The organism is Roseofilum sp. KMC-1 (assembly GCF_057802075.1).
Genome location: NZ_CM173605.1, coordinates 335,737 through 349,229, shown reverse-complemented (window position 1 = coordinate 349,229; position 13,493 = coordinate 335,737). Strand labels below are relative to the sequence as shown.

Sequence of the window (13,493 nt, the reverse complement as noted above, 5' to 3'; positions counted from 1 at the left end):
ATGAAAAGTATTTGCTCAAGCCTCCATTAGGAAAGATTTAAGAATTTGTCTAAGGATTCTGTAATTGCCGGAGGCCAACGGCGGATGTTTTTCACCCAATTCATATCTTTATAGCGAGAGTCTAAACCGACTGCGGCTACCCAATTACTTTCGGCTTCTCCTTGTTTCCCTTCTACCCATAAAGCAGCGCTTAAAGCGGCTCGCATGTCGGCAAATTGGGGATATTTGCGGTTCAGATTTCGCATCATTTTGATGGCTTGTTCGGTTTCCCCTGTTTCATAGGTGGCGAGGGCTTGACTGGCGAGAGCAAAGGCGAAGTTAGGCGCAAGTTCGTTACAGGTTTTATAATCGGCGATCGCCCCTTCCCAGTCTTTTAAGCCCATTTTGGCATTGCCGCGATTGTTGTATGCCTGGGCATCATCGGGGTTGATCTCCAGGATATGATTGTAATCGGCGATCGCTTCTGCATAGCGCCCTAACCCTTCTAGAGCTGCTCCGCGATTGAGATAGGGATCGGTAACCAAAGGTGCAAGGGCGATCGCTTGATTATAATCGGCGATCGCTCCCTCAAAATTCCCCTGACTCGCACGGGTAATGCCCCGATTACTCCAAGCGGCTGCACTTTCGGGATACACTTCTAAAATTTCTGTCCAATCTGCTTCTGCTGTGGCAAAATCCCCTTGATTTGCTGCTCTCAACGCTTCCTGCGCCAAGTCTTCTAAGTTGCTATCCACCGCACTAATTAACTGAGGAGTAGCACTTTCTTGATCCCAGATCTGATGGGGAAATTCCCGCACAGAGATCGCCTGAGCTGGTAAAATAATAGTGGCTACAAGAATGACGACAATTAAGAGTCCTTTCCAAAATACATTCATAAGTGCTTCTACAATTAGTTTTTTTGACTTTACTCATCACAAAATATCTGTTATTATACCTTGAAATGGGTTGATTTGTACAGACATAAAACTATCCAAACTCATGGGTGGTTCAGATGGCCAAAGATATTTATCACAAAACAGTCAAAACCGCTTTAATCAAAGATGGCTGGACAATTACAGACGACCCCCTGCGATTAAAATTTGGTGGTCGGATGACCTATGTCGATCTAGGAGCAGAAAAATTATTAGCCGCCGAAAAACAGGGAAAGCGCATTGCCATAGGAGTGAAAAGCTTTTTAAATCCTTCTCCCATCAAAGATTTAGAGCAAGCACTCGGTCAATATATTCTGTATTCCCAAGTTTTAGAAAAGCTGGAACTTAATCGGGAATTATATATCGCAATTCCTCAAAAAGTTTTTTCTGATTTTTTTACTGAAGAACTCCCGCAATTAATCATAGAACTCAATAACCTTAAAATCTTAACATTTAATCCTAAAGTTGAGGAAGTTGTCCAATGGATAAACTAGAATTTTATCGGGAAACTATTGAAAAAATCCTCAGAAGACATGCTGACATGCCTTACTCCTATGGAGAAATTGATGAGCATGTGATTATCGATCGCGATCGCAATCACTTTTTATTGTTTGATGTCGGTTGGCAGCAAGAGCGTCGCGTTCATGGTTGTATTACCCACGTTCAGATTATTGACGGTAAAATCTGGATTCAACGCGATGGGATTGAGGATGGGGTGACAGAGGAGTTACTAGAAGCGGGTGTGCCGAAATCGGATATTGTTTTAGGTTTCCAACCCCCAGAAGTTCGACCCTATACCGGTTATGGGATATCTTGATTAAGAGTTGATGCTATATCATTAAAACAAAAATGGCGAAAGACATCTATCACGAAACGGTGAAAACTGCTTTAATCAAAGATGGCTGGCAAATTACCAACGATCCACTCTCCTTAGCCGTCGGAGGCCGAACGGTTTATGTCGATCTGGGGGCAGAGAAACTGTTAGCTGCCGAAAAAGACAACCAACGAATTGCTGTAGAGGTAAAAAGTTTTATTCGTGCATCTCCTGTACAAGATTTAGAAAGTGCTTTGGGTCAATATGTGCTGTACAGAAGCTTAATGCAAGAATCACCTCTGGATCGCGATCGGAAGTTGTATTTAGCCGTTTCTGATTCAGTTTATTTTGATTTTTTTGAGGAAAAAATAGCTCAAATTGCCCTACGTGCCAATCAAGTTAAATTATTGATATTTGATCGAACATCACAGGAGATTAATCAATGGATAGAGTAAATGAATATGGTCAATTGATCCAAGAAGTTCTAGACTACTATGCCCAAATTCCCTATAGTCATGGTGACATTAAAAGCCATGTAATTGCTGATTGGACTAACCATCACTTTATGTTGGTGATTATCGGTTGGGATGGCAAATACCGCGTTCATGGTATGATTACTCATGCCCAGATTATTGATGGTAAAATCTGGATTCACCGCGATGGGATTGAAGATGGAATTACGGAAAAATTGTTGGAAGCGGGTGTGCCGAAATCGGATATTGTTTTAGGCTTTCACCCGCCAGATATTCGCCCTCATACTGGATTTGCGATCGCCTAATTTTAGGGGATACAGCACTTTGCGCGGTAATGAGGTACAGCCGAAAAAGATTCCCCCCAACCCCCCTTAAAAAGGGAGGAATAAGAAAGTCCCCCTTAAAAAGGGGGATTTAGGGGGATCAAAATCTACCCCATAGCAGCGAAAACGGCTGTAAGCCTTCACTTAATACGGTTCATCGGGATGGGTGTATCCCAAATGTTTCCAAGCCGCAGGTAAGGCAATTCGACCGCGAGAGGTGCGCTGCAAAAAGCCAATTTGCAATAGATAGGGTTCATAAACTTCTTCAATGGTTTGGGCATCTTCTCCTGTGGCAGCAGCTAGGGTTTCCAAACCGACGGGGCCGCCGCTAAAATTCTCGATCATGGCGCTTAAAATCAGACGATCTGTCCAGTCTAAGCCGCAGGGATCGACGTTGTAAAGTTCTAAAGCTTCGGCAGCGATATCTTGGGAAATTTGCCCCAATTTTTTCACTTGGGCATAGTCACGAACTCGGCGTAAAAGGCGGTTGGCAATGCGAGGAGTTCCCCGCGATCGCCGGGCGATTTCCGTTGCTCCTTCGGCGGTAATCTCGGTAGTTAAAACTTTTGCCGCTCGTTCGATAATTAAACTTAACTCGTCTAACTCATAAAAGCGCAATCTTTGCAGTAACCCGAAGCGATCGCGCAAGGGAGAAGTTAACGCCCCTACTCGCGTGGTTGCCCCAACCAGAGTAAAGGGTTTCAGGGGAATACTGCGAGTTTTTGCCGTCTTCCCTTTACCCACCGTAATATCTAAGCGGAAGTCCTCCATCGCTGGATAAAGTAACTCTTCAGCCACCCTAGAAAGGCGATGAATTTCATCTAAAAATAGGATATCTCCCGGTTGCAAACCAATCAATAAACCGACAATATCGCGGGGACGTTCTAAAGCCGGTGCGGCACTAATTTTGCAGGTTACTCCCATCTCTGAAGCTAAAATTAAAGATATGGTCGTTTTTCCTAAACCCGGCGGCCCGTAGAGCAAGAGATGATCCAAGGGTTCTTTTCTGGCTTTGGCTGCTTGAATAGAAATTTCTAATACACTTTTGAGGTCTTGTTGTCCCACATAATCCGCTAATCGATGGGGACGTAATTTTTCTTCCTGCTTGTCGGTTTCCTCAAAGCTGGCTTCTGCTTGTAAGAGGGATTCTTCCTCTTCTGGTTCCCGGTTTTTCTGCGCTGCATAGGGTTGGCGACTGGTACGCATTCGCCGCTTTTTAGGATCGGGAAAGGATGGATAGGAAGACTCAATAGCCATAATTTGGGAGTAAATGCGAAAAGACGGCAGGCAAGTGGGATCGATTAAAAGTTTTCAGGTTGGCGACAGCCGAAAAAATTAAATTTCAGGATTCCAGATAACAAACAGCAGAGTACAATGTTGATAGAGATCGCCATGGCTCGTGAGGCGATCGCCACTATTTGATGTTGATTAAGCTTGAGATCATGTCTTATCCCTCCTTAACTGTGCCAGAAAATGTCAGCTTTGAACAGGCGATCGCCCTAACGCAAACTTTTCTTGATCTTCTGGAACAGGGAGAATTAAGCGAAGGGGTCATTCAAACCACCATCAGTGAGTTAGTAAAAACCGAAAACGGAGCCAGGGGATTTTTTGTGACTTATTTGACCGATCCACGGACTTTGAGCGATCGCCCCACCCCCGCAGTCGTAAGCGGATTACAGACTTCTCCCGAAATCGTCAGTGAATTACTGGTGAAAAATATCGCCATGTCTACGGCCATGGCCATCACCCATACCCGCAACCAAAATCCAGAGATGGCGGCTAGTTCCCAACAAGTCCAAGCCCGCAGCGTCCACTTAATCAATCAACTCCAATTACCCCAAGTCAAAGATAAGGCCAAGAGCTTACAGGAGAGCGCCCAAACCGGAAGCGGAGCTTATCAAAGCTTCCTAGAGCGGTGGGGATACGATGGAGAACAAAAACAAGCCATTCAAACCGCCCTAGAAGAGTGCTTGCATTAAGCAGACTCACTCCAGGAACATCAAAAGATGAAGGGAGTGCGGGCATCTTGCCCGCTTCTTTTGTCCAATTAACCGAACTTAATTCACTTCCGGAGCGCGTCCCATTAAACCCGTCATCAATCTCAGGGAAAGAGTGCGACCAATGCCAAACTTCTGTAAGCAGAGTAACCCTAAACGGCGTATCCAGACTACAGGAAACCAGTCAGTAGAAAATGTCCGGTCTAAGAAATCCGTAAACCCTAAAATCATCCAGTTTTCAGGTTTACGCCATTGTTGATAGGCTCTAAGATTCTTGAATTGGCCAATATCTTGATGCTGACGATGACAACTTTGAATCACTTCTGCCAAAGCAGCAGCATCACGAATCCCTAAATTGAGGCCTTGTCCTCCCACCGGATGGCAACAATGGGCCGCATCTCCAGCCAAAGCCAGACGATGCTCAACGTAGCGATCGCACTGCATCAATTGTACCGGAAACACAAACCGGGGGCCCGCCAGCTCCAACCGTCCTAAAATACCCGCCGTGCGATATTCCAAGCGACGCAAAAACTCAGCCTCATCCAACTGTTGCAGAGCTTCCGCCTGTTCGTGAGGAGCCGTCCACACCACCTGTACCCGGTTTCCCGGTAAGGGTAAAACCCCCATTGGGCCGGTATACCAAAATCGTTCAAAAGCCACATTATTGTGGGGTTTTTCCGTTTTAATCGTTGTGGCAACGCAAGATTGCCAATAGCGCCATCCTTGGGTCGAAATGTTGGCGGCTTGGCGAATAGCAGATTTAGAGCCATCCGTCGCCACTACTAAGCGACTCTGAATCACTACCGGTTCCGGATGTTCGGCTGAATTCACCCAAACCTGGGCAAAATCCTCAAAATACCTGACTTCTTGCACCTGAGCTGGACATACCCACTGAATCTGAGGAGATTGATTAATCTGCCGTTGCAGGGCTGTTAAAATTACCCTATGTTCTCCCACATAGCCCAGGTGATCTGTACCTAAGTCTTCTGGGGTTAAATCCACCACCCATTGATTGGCATCCGATAACTGAATATGGTCAAATGTGACGATTTGGGGCAGAATTTCTTGCCAAACCCCTAATCGATCAAAAATCTTCCCAGAGAGCAAGGTAAGGGCATAGGCTTGGCGCTTAGAGGCGGCTTGGTCTTGGGGTTGAGCTTCTATTAAGGCAATGCTCAAGCCAGAGTTTTTTAAGGCACAAGCTAGAGTCGCTCCCACAATTCCGGCTCCCACGATGGCGATATCAGTTTTATAGGTGGGGTGAGGGTGGATAGGGGGTTGCGCTGTCAAAGGTACAGCAGTAAGCATAAGTCAGGTGAGCTTGACATTCACAAAGAGGTATTCTTCTCGTTATTGTGACGTGGCGATCGGTTTTGGGCAAGGTCGCGATCGCAATCCCCATGATCTAGCTATATTTCCCTAACAGTTTCTCCAGTTGGGCAACCGTTCCCCTGGGAGAGAAAGGGGGTAAGCGTTGAGGGGGACTGCCATCGAGAACTAAAACCGGTATTTCATATTCATAGGCCTGCCACCAAGTGTCATTGGTAGTAATATCTCGAACTTCTAACTTGAAGGCAATGTTCTGGACTTGTTGGAGCTTTTCCTGTAATCCCTCACAGAGATGGCATCCGGGTTTACTGTATAAGATTAAGTACATCATCGGCAATTTGACAAGCCATTACTCTGTGATTATCTCACTTCATGCCCAGGATAAATCAAAAATCTATGGGCACAATCTTAAGGTAAACTAAAGGATGGAGGTCACACCATAAAGGGTATTCAGTGTTCATGACCAATCTGACCGCAACTTTAGGCCAAGTTCACACCAACCTCGACTTACAGGAACTCAATCGGCGATTCAGTCATACCCATCCCTTACATATCATTGGTTGGTGCTTGCAGAACTTTCCCACGGGTTTAGTGCAAGCAAGCATTTTTAACGTCGATGATATGGTAATTACAGATATGCTGTATCGCTATCTGTGTCCAAAGCAGAAAATTCCCATACTGTTTGTCGATACGTTGTATCATTTTCCCGAAACTATAGCCTTTATATCGGAGGCTAAAGCTTGCTATGACTTAGACTTGAGACTCTATAAGATGGCGACGATGCCGACGCGCAAAGCGTTTGAAAAGTCTTACGGTCGAGAATTATGGGTGAGTGACTCAGAGCAATTTGCGACGCTTACCCGTCGAGAGCCTCTGGATCAGGGACTTAAGGAGTTAGGGGCGATTGCCTACCTCACGGGTAGACGGCGCGATCAAATGATTAGTCATTATCAGATCGAGATTCTCGAACTCGATTCTGTCGGACGGCTGAAAATCAATCCTCTAGCCTATTGGAGAGGACGGGAAGCTTGGGCTTATGTGTACGAACATGAAGTGATGTACAATCCCCTCCATGACCAAGGCTATCCCTACATTAGCGATCAGCCAACCACATCCTTAATTCCCAAACCTGTAGAAGATGAATCCCTTAAACGATGGAGAGGGAGCCATAAAACCGAATGTGGGATTCGGTTTTAATCAGCTCTATTCTCTAGGATCGCGATCGCCCTTAACCCTTCCCTTAACCATTAGGGAACTGTGGCGATCGCCGAATTTGCCATTTCCATTACTTGTTCCTTATCTGCTGCCTTCAAACCCACACTATAGTGTCCTCCATTCTGTTCCCACATCACCACAGCATCGGAACAATTAGCGCCACAGACAGACGGCACAAAATAGCCTGTAATTCCTTGAGCCAGGGTAACCGACTCTCCCCCTTCTGGAGGACTTAAGGGCCCGGTTTCACCGGAAACTTCCCCCCAACGGCAAGCATTTCCCCCGTTACAATCTGGACTAAATCCGAGTAGCACTTGATATTCAGAACCAGAAACCCCTGTGGTAATAGCATAAACTTGGGGTTGCTCTTTTTCTTCCGGCAGCCAACTGGGCAAAATTACCGGTAGCTGAGTCTGGCCCTGTAACTCGGATAAAATCGGCGTAAACACCGCATGGGGTAACTTGGCCTCAGCCGTCACAACGGGGGGAGTTGCACCCCCTGACGGTTGCTGCTCCGTCGTTGACAGGGGAGTAGAAGAGGCAGGGGGAGTGGCTGGTGGGGTTGCCTCAGAAGTAGAAGCAGGGGTTGGCGATTCAGAGGAGGCAGAAGAACGGACAACCGGGGATTCTTGACATGCACCCAGGGTGATGACCATCAAAAGAGCCATCAAATTTATAGGGGCCAACCATAGTTTATTCATAGGAAAGATCATGATAGACGCTACAGAACTCTGTAATACTCTTCGGCGATCGCCGCAATCAGTCCGGCACGATCTAAACCATTAATAATCCGCCGAGCGCCCCGAAAATCCCTCGTTGCTCCCGCAATAAAATGGCTCAAGCGATACCCCGTAAACGTGCCATCGCGCGCCCCTATCACCAGAATTTTGGCTGCAATCTCCCAGTCTTGGGCTAAAGTGGGACTGCCCACCAAATCAATCCCTAACCGTTTTGACCAGTCCGTATAGTTGCGCCGTCCCGTAATTTGTACAAATCCCCGCCCCTTATAGCGAGGCCCATCTCCATACTGAGTATTACCCAAATCCGAGCGATACTCATAAGCCCAACCGCTCGCAAACTCTTCCATCCATTGACCCAAACGGGATTCATGCTCCGCCGTAGCCAAAATATAAGCAATTTGCCCCTTATCTGTCACATTAGCTGCTTCAGCCGCCCGAATAATCAAGGGAATCGAATCCCAAGCATAAGAGCGCACATCGGGATAAGGAATCGAGTAAATCACCTTATCGAGATCGATAGACAAGACCAAATTGCCATAGGGTAAATAGGTTTCTACTTCTTGACCGGCCAACATTGACCAGGTTCTTTGCCCTGTTATCCCATCCGCCACTAAATTATTAGCTTTCTGGAATTGTTTTAGGGCTGATTCGGTACTATTACCAAATTGCCCATCAACTGGAGAATTCGCCGGTAACATCTTGGCCTTTTTCAGCAAATCTTGCAGAATTTTCACCTCATCCTGCAAATCGGTAAAGGTAATCCCATCTCCCTTGCGTAAGACGGGATAGCGCAGTTTTTTCGGGGCTGTCGTCCCTGCTGGCCCTGCCGACTCTAAAGCGGCCCAGGTATTGGGCCCGACAAAGCCATCAGCCCTTAAGCCTTTCTTGGCTTGGAATGCTTTGACGGCTTGTTCTGTCCCTGAACCAAAGAGACCATCAATCGGATCGGTAGGTTTGAGCATCCCTGCTTTTTGGAGTAAGCTTTGCAGGTATTTGACCGGTTCTTTCAGGTCGGGGTAAGAGATGCCGTCACCTTTTTGTAAAATGGGCTTGTTGCTGGTCATAATGAGTTTGGGTTGGGTGTAATTGTGATCATCCTTCAAAAATATCAGGATTCTAATTCAATTAGAAATTAAAAATTAAAAATTAAAAATTAAACTGGGGTGGGATTGAGAAAGGGTAAGATGACTCAGTAAGCATGAGTCCCATAACAGGAGGTCATTGTACCTGGTTCTTCACAAGAAGCAAAATTGCTATACTGCTCTGTAATTACGCAACTCCTATCTCGAACGATGAACAAAGAAGAGGTATTGGCCACGTTAGCCAGTCACCAAGAACAACTCGAAACCCTGGGAGTCAAGTCTCTCAAGTTGTTTGGCTCAGTCGCTAGAGATGAAGCTGGGCCGGATAGCGATATTGACTTTCTCGTAGAGTTCTCCATAAAAGCTAGCTTGTTTGATTTGTTTCGCGTACAACACTATTTAGAAGATCTGTTCGGTTGTGCGATAGACTTGGGCACAGAAGATTCCTTGAGAGAGCATTTACGGGAACCGGTTCTTAAGGAGGTTATTCGTGCCTTCTAGAGCCTGGGATCTACGGATACAAGATATTTTAGAGGCGATCGCCTGCATTCAACAAGCCACTGCGGGCATGAGTTACGAGGAGTTTGAAGATCTCGAAAGACTCACTTTACATGGTATTCTTTACAACTTTATGATTGTTGGCGAGGCGGCAACTAACGTTAATGAGAGTATCCAGTCTCGTTATCCCCAGAAGTAGTTTAACCATTACCGCCCGTAGCGCGATGTGTCACCATAGAAAAAGTCTCCAACCCTTTCCCTATGGCTCAATCGAATTTACAGAAACTCGGATCTTACCTACGCCCCCATTGGCAGCCAGCCAGCTTAGGTATTTTTGCCCTCTTAATTGTCAATGGTTTGGGGGTTTATCTACCTCTGCTGATTCGGGATGGGGTGAATAATCTGCAAGTCACCTTTAGCGTGCAGACGGTGGTTGCTACGGTGGTGTGGTTATTGCTGTTAGCCTCGATTATGTGGGGAATTCGCATGGCTTCGCGGATTTGGTTGTTTGGGGTGGGTCGTCAGGTGGAGTTTGACCTCAAACAGGCGATCTTCGGGCATTTCTTGCGCCTAGATTCGGGGTATTTTGCCACCCATACGGTGGGGGACTTGATTAACCGGGCGACCTCGGATGTGGACAGTATTCGTCGTCTGTTGGGGTTTGCGGTGTTGAGTTTGGCGAATACGCTGTTTGCCTATGTGTTGACGCTGCCGGTGATGCTATCGATTCATTTGCGCTTGAGTTTGTTGGCGATCGCCGTTTATCCTTTAATGTTATTCGCTGTCCAGATTTTCAGCAACCGACTGCGCCAGGAACAGCAGGATGTTCAGGAAGAACTTTCTCGCGTCAGCGATTTAATTCAAGAAGATATGAGTGGCATTTCTTTAATCAAGATTTATGCCCAAGAAGATAATGAACAGCAAGCTTTTCGCCAATTGAATCAGCAATTACTCGAAGCTAACCTCAAGTTAGCCCAAACCCGTAATTTTCTCTTTCCCTTAGTTGAAGCGCTGGCTTCCTTAAGTTTGCTGGTGATTCTCTGGATGGGAACTCAAGAAATTGCCAGAGGTGCGATTACTATTGGGGACTTTTTAGCCTTGCTGCTCTATGTGGAGCGCCTCGTTTTTCCCACTGCCTTACTCGGCTTCACCATCAGTGCCTACCAGCGCGGAGAAGTGAGCATTAACCGTATCGAAGAAATTTTGAAAGTGCAGCCCAAAATTAAAACTTCTCCCCAATCTCTACAGCTCAAAATTCCTCCTAAAGGTCAACTGGTTGCTCGTCATCTCAGCTATACCTATCCAGAGAGTTCTACCCCTGCTCTGAATAATATTAATTTTACCATTCATCCCGGTGAAACGATTGCCATTGTCGGCCCTATTGGTTCCGGAAAATCGACCCTAGCTAAAGTGCTACCGCGCCTATTGCCGATTGCTCAGGGTCGAGTGTTTTTGGATAGTTATGATATTACTAAGCTGAATTTAGAAGATTTGCGCGGCGCGATCGCCTTTGTTCCTCAAGATAGTTTCTTGTTTAGTACAACGATTAAAAATAATATTCGCTATGGCGATCCTCTAGCGGAACAGTCCAAGGTGGAAAGGGCGGCAACTTTAGCTCAAATTCATCCAGAAATTCTCAATTTTCCCCAATATTATGATACCATTGTGGGCGAGCGGGGGATTACTTTATCCGGTGGACAACGGCAGCGTTCTGCCCTAGCTCGTGCCTTGCTTGTTGATGCGCCCGTTTTAATTTTAGATGATTGTTTATCGAGTGTAGATAATCAAACGGCTACCGGAATTTTAAAGAATCTGTCTACAGGAACAAGGAAAAAAACGGTGGTGTTTATTTCCCATCAACTTTCAGCCGCAGCCACTGCCGATCGCATCTTGGTGATGGAACGGGGGACTATTGTGCAAATGGGACACCATCGGGAATTAATCGGGCAAGAGGGATTGTATCAAAGCCTTTGGAATCAACAACAATTTGAGGAATTATTGAAATAGCAATGATGTCTCCTTTCATGGGAACAAGGGGCGATCGGACAATCGATCTTCGTCGAGGGCAACTTGCAAAAACTCCCAAGCTTGCTGATGCTCTGAGGCATCTTCGTCATCCTCTAGCCAAGAATCTAAAAGGTAAAATTCTCAGAGTCGATTGAGAATTTCCGGTAATAAAGTTCTGGGAACTTGCGCTAGGGCGCGATTTTGAGCATCAATACCGCCCTCATTATAGAGCGATCGCACCGCTTGCAGTAAATAATTAAGCGCCGTATTCGCCATTTGCGGGTTATTTTGCCATCCCAACCAGGCTTGGATATGATGATTTAAGGATAATTCCAGGGGTTCTAAGATATCCCATTTTTGTTTAGAACCGACTTGATGGGCAGTCATGGCAAATTGATAGAGAGCCACACCGAGATTATTATGGGTAGAAACCGGATCGAAGGTGAAGGATAAGGAGCCTTGAGATGGGGTATTTTCCATGACTTCAATCACCTTCTGATAAGCTTTAATACACTCTTTTAAATACTTTTGCCTCTGTTCAATGGGTGAGTCGGGTTGATTGGCTAAATGCCAATAGGTGGTTCCTAAATTATTTTGCGTCGCTGTATAGCCACTGGGATTGCTTTCTGGGGTACGATATTGAAGCGCCAGTTGATAAGACCAAATGGCTAATTGTAAATAGTCTTTAGCATTCTGATATTGGGATAAATTCCAATAGGCAGTCCCCAAGTTATTCTGAATCATGCCATAACTGAGAGCATCGCGATCGGGATGATAATATTTGAGGGATTCTTGATAAGCAGAGATCGCCTGTTTCAAGTTTTTAGCGGGTTCTTGATGTTGCGCTAAATTCCAATAGGCGGTTCCCAGGTTATTCAGAGTCGAGGCATAGTGCTGTAAGTCTTGTTCCGAAAGTTGCTCATAGGATCGATCCATGGGTTGTCCTCGATAGCATAAGGCTGTCTGATATGCGGAGATCGCCTTTTCTAAGCTATCGATGGGGTTCTCATGGCGCGATAATTCCCCATAAGCAATGCCCAAGTTATTCTGTAGGCGAGCATAAGCTTGGGGTTGGGATTGAATCTCCGGATGAGATAAAGCTTGTTCATAGGTTTGAATGGCTTGTTTGAGCGCTTCTAATCCCTCTTCCCGGTTCGTCATTTTCCGAGATAAAATCCAGTAGAGATTGCCTAAATCATTCAGTAAATCTAAACGAGCGATCGCCCCTTCCTCTAATTCCTCCAGAGTTTCCTTTTGCGTGGCGATCGCCCCTTGCACCTCTTTAACTGTATCGGTTTTAACAGCTAAAGGACGCACTCTTTCCCCTGCTGCTGTAAGTTTCTGTTCTTGCTCCGGTGTTTCTTTCTCCTGCTTAGGTAACCCAGCTAACTCTTTTACTCGCCCATTTAACCCATTTAAACTGATCCCCCCCCGTGAAGTCGCCGGAAGGGGTTCAGCCACAAACTCAAATAACCCCGTATGACAATGCCAAAAGCGAGGAACAGACTGTTGAATCGAAAATAACCAGGGGCGAGGTATCCAGATCAGTAGATTCCAGTCCCATGCTAAATCCAGATAACGTTGGGCAATATATTCTAAATTTTGCAGAAAAGACCATTGTTGAGTAGGAGATTTTTGGGTAAGACGCTGCACCCCAAAAAACTGGAACCCAGGGGAAAACTCACGGGGACTATGGGGAGAGAGATCTAAAGGTGAAACCTTCATCCAGTCATCCTTGCGTCGTCTGGGGGGAGAACTGGGACTGGAGGGGAGAGATTGCTGGATCTCTTCATGATTAGCCGCATTATACCAGCGATCGATCTGGTGAACCAAATTCGGATCGTCCACCTCTAACTCCAGAGTCACCCATCGCCGCATCTCCGCATCTAGAGGAGTGCTATTACATCGACACTCCATCTCCAATTGATTCACCAAATATTGACAAAAATTCGGATCGTCACAAACGGCTAAAAACAGTTGACGACGGATATTTAACTTGAGTGATTCTTTTAAGTCGCGGTAGGTTTGCCAATTTTTATCTTGTAACATCATTGGAATGAGTAATAAATAATGACTACTTCCATACTCCAAGGAATTAACCCCC

Annotated in this window: 16 protein-coding genes; 9 read left to right on the top strand and 7 right to left on the bottom strand. The window is 45.9% G+C overall.

Annotated features, from left to right (window positions below):
- Nucleotides 1-26 precede the first annotated feature (26 nt).
- Complete coding sequence (locus AC3FZD_RS01685) at nt 27-875, bottom strand: tetratricopeptide repeat protein (protein ID WP_488738468.1); 849 nt, start codon at nt 873-875, stop codon at nt 27-29.
- A gap of 116 nt (nt 876-991) precedes the next feature.
- On the opposite strand from AC3FZD_RS01685, the gene AC3FZD_RS01680 reads away from it, so the two are divergent.
- Genes AC3FZD_RS01680 through AC3FZD_RS01665 form a run of 4 tightly spaced genes read left to right on the top strand, consistent with a single transcriptional unit; the run spans nt 992 to nt 2,503 of the window.
- Entirely contained in the window at nt 992-1,405 is a 414-nt protein-coding gene (locus AC3FZD_RS01680; protein ID WP_488738467.1) for an element excision factor XisH family protein, read from the top strand.
- Complete coding sequence (locus AC3FZD_RS01675; RefSeq protein ID WP_488738466.1) at nt 1,393-1,728, top strand: XisI protein; 336 nt, start codon at nt 1,393-1,395, stop codon at nt 1,726-1,728. The genes AC3FZD_RS01680 and AC3FZD_RS01675 overlap by 13 nt, the downstream gene beginning before the upstream one ends.
- Nucleotides 1,729-1,760: 32 nt before the next feature.
- Nucleotides 1,761-2,180, top strand: a complete 420-nt coding sequence (locus AC3FZD_RS01670; protein ID WP_488738465.1) for an element excision factor XisH family protein — start codon at nt 1,761-1,763, stop codon at nt 2,178-2,180.
- Nucleotides 2,168-2,503, top strand: coding sequence for a XisI protein (locus AC3FZD_RS01665; RefSeq protein WP_488738464.1), 336 nt, complete (start codon nt 2,168-2,170; stop codon nt 2,501-2,503). The genes AC3FZD_RS01670 and AC3FZD_RS01665 overlap by 13 nt, the downstream gene beginning before the upstream one ends.
- Before the next feature lie 162 nt (nt 2,504-2,665).
- Here the strand turns inward: AC3FZD_RS01665 and ruvB are convergent, their stop codons facing one another.
- On the bottom strand, nt 2,666-3,778 hold the full coding sequence (gene ruvB / locus AC3FZD_RS01660; protein ID WP_488738463.1) for a Holliday junction branch migration DNA helicase RuvB: 1,113 nt from the start codon (nt 3,776-3,778) through the stop codon (nt 2,666-2,668).
- Nucleotides 3,779-3,963: 185 nt separating this feature from the next.
- On the opposite strand from ruvB, the gene AC3FZD_RS01655 reads away from it, so the two are divergent.
- Nucleotides 3,964-4,500, top strand: coding sequence for a hypothetical protein (locus tag AC3FZD_RS01655; protein ID WP_488738462.1), 537 nt, complete (start codon nt 3,964-3,966; stop codon nt 4,498-4,500).
- A gap of 78 nt (nt 4,501-4,578) precedes the next feature.
- Here AC3FZD_RS01655 and AC3FZD_RS01650 read toward each other — a convergent pair whose 3' ends face one another.
- Nucleotides 4,579-5,826: an FAD-dependent hydroxylase gene (locus tag AC3FZD_RS01650; RefSeq protein WP_488738461.1), complete on the bottom strand. Its 1,248-nt coding sequence runs from the start codon at nt 5,824-5,826 to the stop codon at nt 4,579-4,581.
- Between the two features lie 97 nt (nt 5,827-5,923).
- Nucleotides 5,924-6,175: a glutaredoxin family protein gene (locus tag AC3FZD_RS01645; RefSeq protein WP_488740424.1), complete on the bottom strand. Its 252-nt coding sequence runs from the start codon at nt 6,173-6,175 to the stop codon at nt 5,924-5,926.
- 131 nt (nt 6,176-6,306) lie between these two features.
- Between AC3FZD_RS01645 and AC3FZD_RS01640 the strand changes: the two genes are divergently transcribed.
- The gene (locus AC3FZD_RS01640; RefSeq protein ID WP_488738460.1) at nt 6,307-7,044 is read left to right on the top strand and encodes a phosphoadenylyl-sulfate reductase; all 738 of its coding nucleotides are present in this window, start codon (nt 6,307-6,309) and stop codon (nt 7,042-7,044) included.
- Between the two features lie 50 nt (nt 7,045-7,094).
- On the opposite strand, the gene AC3FZD_RS01635 is transcribed toward AC3FZD_RS01640, so the two are convergent.
- Entirely contained in the window at nt 7,095-7,763 is a 669-nt protein-coding gene (locus AC3FZD_RS01635) for a hypothetical protein (protein WP_488738459.1), read from the bottom strand.
- Between the two features lie 20 nt (nt 7,764-7,783).
- The gene (locus AC3FZD_RS01630) at nt 7,784-8,866 is read right to left on the bottom strand and encodes a peptidoglycan-binding protein (RefSeq protein WP_488738458.1); all 1,083 of its coding nucleotides are present in this window, start codon (nt 8,864-8,866) and stop codon (nt 7,784-7,786) included.
- Between the two features lie 228 nt (nt 8,867-9,094).
- Here AC3FZD_RS01630 and AC3FZD_RS01625 point away from each other — a divergent pair, with 228 nt between their 5' ends.
- The 3 genes from AC3FZD_RS01625 to AC3FZD_RS01615 all read left to right on the top strand — a co-directional run bounded on the left by AC3FZD_RS01625 (nt 9,095) and on the right by AC3FZD_RS01615 (nt 11,389).
- A complete protein-coding gene (locus AC3FZD_RS01625; RefSeq protein WP_488738457.1) occupies nt 9,095-9,385 on the top strand; it encodes a nucleotidyltransferase family protein in 291 nt (96 codons plus the stop codon).
- Nucleotides 9,375-9,581, top strand: coding sequence for a HepT-like ribonuclease domain-containing protein (locus tag AC3FZD_RS01620; protein WP_488738456.1), 207 nt, complete (start codon nt 9,375-9,377; stop codon nt 9,579-9,581). The genes AC3FZD_RS01625 and AC3FZD_RS01620 overlap by 11 nt, the downstream gene beginning before the upstream one ends.
- 62 nt (nt 9,582-9,643) lie before the next feature.
- A complete protein-coding gene (locus AC3FZD_RS01615) occupies nt 9,644-11,389 on the top strand; it encodes an ABC transporter ATP-binding protein (RefSeq protein ID WP_488738455.1) in 1,746 nt (581 codons plus the stop codon).
- A gap of 141 nt (nt 11,390-11,530) precedes the next feature.
- Here AC3FZD_RS01615 and AC3FZD_RS01610 read toward each other — a convergent pair whose 3' ends face one another.
- Nucleotides 11,531-13,441, bottom strand: a complete 1,911-nt coding sequence (locus AC3FZD_RS01610; protein ID WP_488738454.1) for a tetratricopeptide repeat protein — start codon at nt 13,439-13,441, stop codon at nt 11,531-11,533.
- Between the last annotated feature and the right edge of the window lie 52 nt (nt 13,442-13,493).

What these genes read in the sequence shown, in the direction of transcription:
- AC3FZD_RS01680 (WP_488738467.1), top strand. Translation starts at nt 992, where the DNA reads ATGGCCAAAGATATTTATCACAAAACAGTCAAAACCGCTTTAATCAAA.
- AC3FZD_RS01635 (WP_488738459.1), bottom strand. Translation starts at nt 7,763, where the DNA reads ATGAATAAACTATGGTTGGCCCCTATAAATTTGATGGCTCTTTTGATG.
- AC3FZD_RS01645 (WP_488740424.1), bottom strand. Translation starts at nt 6,175, where the DNA reads ATGTACTTAATCTTATACAGTAAACCCGGATGCCATCTCTGTGAGGGA.
- AC3FZD_RS01675 (WP_488738466.1), top strand. Translation starts at nt 1,393, where the DNA reads ATGGATAAACTAGAATTTTATCGGGAAACTATTGAAAAAATCCTCAGA.
- AC3FZD_RS01650 (WP_488738461.1), bottom strand. Translation starts at nt 5,826, where the DNA reads ATGCTTACTGCTGTACCTTTGACAGCGCAACCCCCTATCCACCCTCAC.
- AC3FZD_RS01615 (WP_488738455.1), top strand. Translation starts at nt 9,644, where the DNA reads ATGGCTCAATCGAATTTACAGAAACTCGGATCTTACCTACGCCCCCAT.
- AC3FZD_RS01670 (WP_488738465.1), top strand. Translation starts at nt 1,761, where the DNA reads ATGGCGAAAGACATCTATCACGAAACGGTGAAAACTGCTTTAATCAAA.
- AC3FZD_RS01625 (WP_488738457.1), top strand. Translation starts at nt 9,095, where the DNA reads ATGAACAAAGAAGAGGTATTGGCCACGTTAGCCAGTCACCAAGAACAA.
- AC3FZD_RS01630 (WP_488738458.1), bottom strand. Translation starts at nt 8,866, where the DNA reads ATGACCAGCAACAAGCCCATTTTACAAAAAGGTGACGGCATCTCTTAC.
- AC3FZD_RS01665 (WP_488738464.1), top strand. Translation starts at nt 2,168, where the DNA reads ATGGATAGAGTAAATGAATATGGTCAATTGATCCAAGAAGTTCTAGAC.
- AC3FZD_RS01685 (WP_488738468.1), bottom strand. Translation starts at nt 875, where the DNA reads ATGAATGTATTTTGGAAAGGACTCTTAATTGTCGTCATTCTTGTAGCC.
- AC3FZD_RS01655 (WP_488738462.1), top strand. Translation starts at nt 3,964, where the DNA reads ATGTCTTATCCCTCCTTAACTGTGCCAGAAAATGTCAGCTTTGAACAG.
- AC3FZD_RS01640 (WP_488738460.1), top strand. Translation starts at nt 6,307, where the DNA reads ATGACCAATCTGACCGCAACTTTAGGCCAAGTTCACACCAACCTCGAC.
- ruvB (WP_488738463.1), bottom strand. Translation starts at nt 3,778, where the DNA reads ATGGCTATTGAGTCTTCCTATCCATCCTTTCCCGATCCTAAAAAGCGG.
- AC3FZD_RS01610 (WP_488738454.1), bottom strand. Translation starts at nt 13,441, where the DNA reads ATGATGTTACAAGATAAAAATTGGCAAACCTACCGCGACTTAAAAGAA.